Annotated in this window: 2 protein-coding genes; both read left to right on the top strand. The window is 73.3% G+C overall.

The genetic code is table 11. The annotated features are described in order from the left end of the window. The coding region (locus C1I97_RS35150; protein WP_258382892.1) for a site-2 protease family protein at positions 1–1,437 on the top strand (1,437 nt) is incomplete at its 5' end. A gap of 61 nt (positions 1,438–1,498) precedes the next feature. After that, a complete protein-coding gene (locus C1I97_RS35145) occupies positions 1,499–2,401 on the top strand; it encodes a tRNA (adenine-N1)-methyltransferase (protein WP_111007013.1) in 903 nt (300 codons plus the stop codon). The last annotated feature ends 178 nt before the right edge of the window (positions 2,402–2,579 follow it).

The raw sequence follows: 2,579 nt of genomic DNA, 5'->3' as shown, positions 1-2,579 counted from the left end.
GTCTCCCCGTGCGCCGGGGCCGCTCGGGAGCAGGACCCCGCCGAGACCCCGGCGCACGGGGAGACGACGCCCGGCGACACCGGAACGGAGCAGAGTCGCTCCGGCACTCCGGACAAGCCGTCCCCGCAGCAGGCCGGAACCCACCCCGAGCGCCGCTACGCCCACGGTGCCGAAGGACCCGCGCGGACCCCCGACGACCACGGACGGCGCCCCGGCGACGCCCACCCCGACCGCGCCCACGCGCGCTCCGGGCAGGCGCCCTCGCCCGCGCGGCCGAAGGAGCCCGGGGGCGGACTGCTCATGGGACGGCCCTTCGGAGTGCCCGTGTATGTGGCGCCCAGCTGGTTCCTCGTGGCCGCGCTGATCACCTGGGTGTTCGGCGGGCAGCTCGACCGCGTGCTGCCCGAGCTCGGCGCCGCCCGCTACCTGGTGTCCCTGTTCTTCGCGGTCGCCTTCTACGCCTCCGTCCTCGTCCACGAACTCGCCCACACCATCGCGGCCCTCCGCTTCAAGCTGCCGGTCCGCCGTATCCAGCTGCAGTTCTTCGGCGGCGTCTCCGAGATCGAGAAGGAGGCCGAGACCCCCGGCCGCGAGTTCGTCCTCGCCTTCGTCGGCCCGCTGCTCTCCCTGGTCCTCGCCGGCGTCTTCTACATCGCCATGCGACCCTTCGAACCCGGCACGGTCCCCGGCGTCCTGCTGGCCGGCCTGATGATCTCCAACCTCATCGTCGCCGCCTTCAACCTGCTGCCCGGCCTGCCCCTCGACGGCGGCCGCATGCTCCGCGCCGTCATCTGGAAGATCACCGGCAGATCCATGAGCGGCACCATCGCCGCCGCCTGGGTCGGCCGCGCGCTCGCCGTCTCCGTCCTGATCGGCCTGCCCCTGATCACCCAGTCCGGCGTCGACCCCACCGCCGAGGACACCGTCGGCGTGGGCACCGTCACCAACGCCCTGCTCGCCGCCATCCTCGCCGCGATCATCTGGACCGGCGCCGGCAACAGCCTGCGCATGGCCCGGCTGCGCGAGCACCTCCCCGAACTGCGCGCCCGCGCCCTCACCCGCCGCGCCGTCCCGGTCGAGACCAGCACCTCCCTGGCCGAGGCCCTGCGCCGCGCCAACGCCGCCGGCGCCCGCGCCCTGGTCGTCGTCGACGGCCACGGCGAACCCCTCTCCCTGGTCCGCGAGTCCGCCATCGCCGGCGTACCCGAACACCGCCGCCCCTGGGTCAACGCCAGCGAACTCGCCCAGGAGCTCACCGACGGCATGCGCGTCTCCGCCGAACTCGCCGGTGAGGACCTCCTGGACGTCCTGCGCGCCACCCCGGCCACCGAGTACCTCGTCGTGGAGGAGACCGGCGAGATCTACGGCGTGCTCTCCGCCTCCGACGTGGAGCGCGCCTTCGTCAAGGCCATGGCCCGGCCGTCGGCCCCCTCCTAGCCCGGTCCCGGCCCGCCTCCGCGTGGTCGGAGGGCCTGCCCGGGACCGGTAGGCTGGTCACATGTCCGAACCGACCGGTGCCGCCCGCCGCCGCGGGCCCTTCAAGGTCGGGGACCAGGTACAGCTGACCGACCCCAAGGGCCGCCACTACACGTTCACGCTCGAGGCCGGGAAGAACTTCCACACCCACAAGGGGTCCTTCCCGCACGACGAGCTGATCGGCGCACCCGAGGGCAGCGTTGTCCGCACCACCGGCAACGTCGCCTACCTCGCGCTGCGCCCCCTGCTCCCCGACTACGTCCTGTCCATGCCCCGCGGGGCAGCCGTGGTCTACCCCAAGGACGCGGGGCAGATCCTCGCCTTCGCCGACATCTTCCCCGGCGCCCGCGTCGTGGAGGCCGGCGTCGGCTCCGGCTCGCTCAGCAGCTTCCTGCTGCGCGCCATCGGCGACCAGGGCATGCTGCACAGCTACGAGCGCCGCGCCGACTTCGCCGAGATCGCCCAGGCCAACGTCGAGCGCTACTTCGGCGGCCCGCACCCCGCCTGGCAGCTCACCGTCGGCGACCTCCAGGACAACCTGTCCGACACCGACGTCGACCGCGTCATCCTCGACATGCTCGCCCCCTGGGAGTGCCTGGAGGCCGTCTCCAAGGCGCTCGTCCCCGGCGGCATCCTGTGCTGCTACGTCGCGACCACCACCCAGCTCGCGAGGACCGTGGAGTCCATCCGCGAGATCGGCTGCTTCAACGAGCCGACCGCCTGGGAGACGATGATCCGCAACTGGCACATCGAAGGCCTGGCCGTCCGCCCCGACCACCGCATGATCGGACACACCGGCTTCCTGCTCACCGCCCGCCGCCTCGCGGACGGCGTCGAGCCGCCCATGCGCCGCCGCCGGCCCGCCAAGGGCGCCTACGGCGAGGACTACGAGGGCCCCAACGCCGGTGGAGGCGCCGCCCGCTGACGCGGCCCCTCGCCGACCGCAACGTACAGGCGCCGTGGCGGAGTTCCCGACGACGACCGGGAACTCCGCCACGGCGCCCTCGCATTGACCCGGCACCACGACACCGCCGCACCGAAACACCCGCCGCGCACAGCCCGTACGAGTACCCACCCCGCCGTTCCCCTGCACTGTGACGTGT

The sequence above is a fragment of the Streptomyces sp. NTH33 genome (assembly GCF_003236365.1).
Classification (GTDB): Bacteria; Actinomycetota; Actinomycetes; order Streptomycetales; family Streptomycetaceae; genus Streptomyces.
Note: the sequence above shows the minus strand (reverse complement) of the source record. Positions and strands in the feature narration are given on the sequence as shown.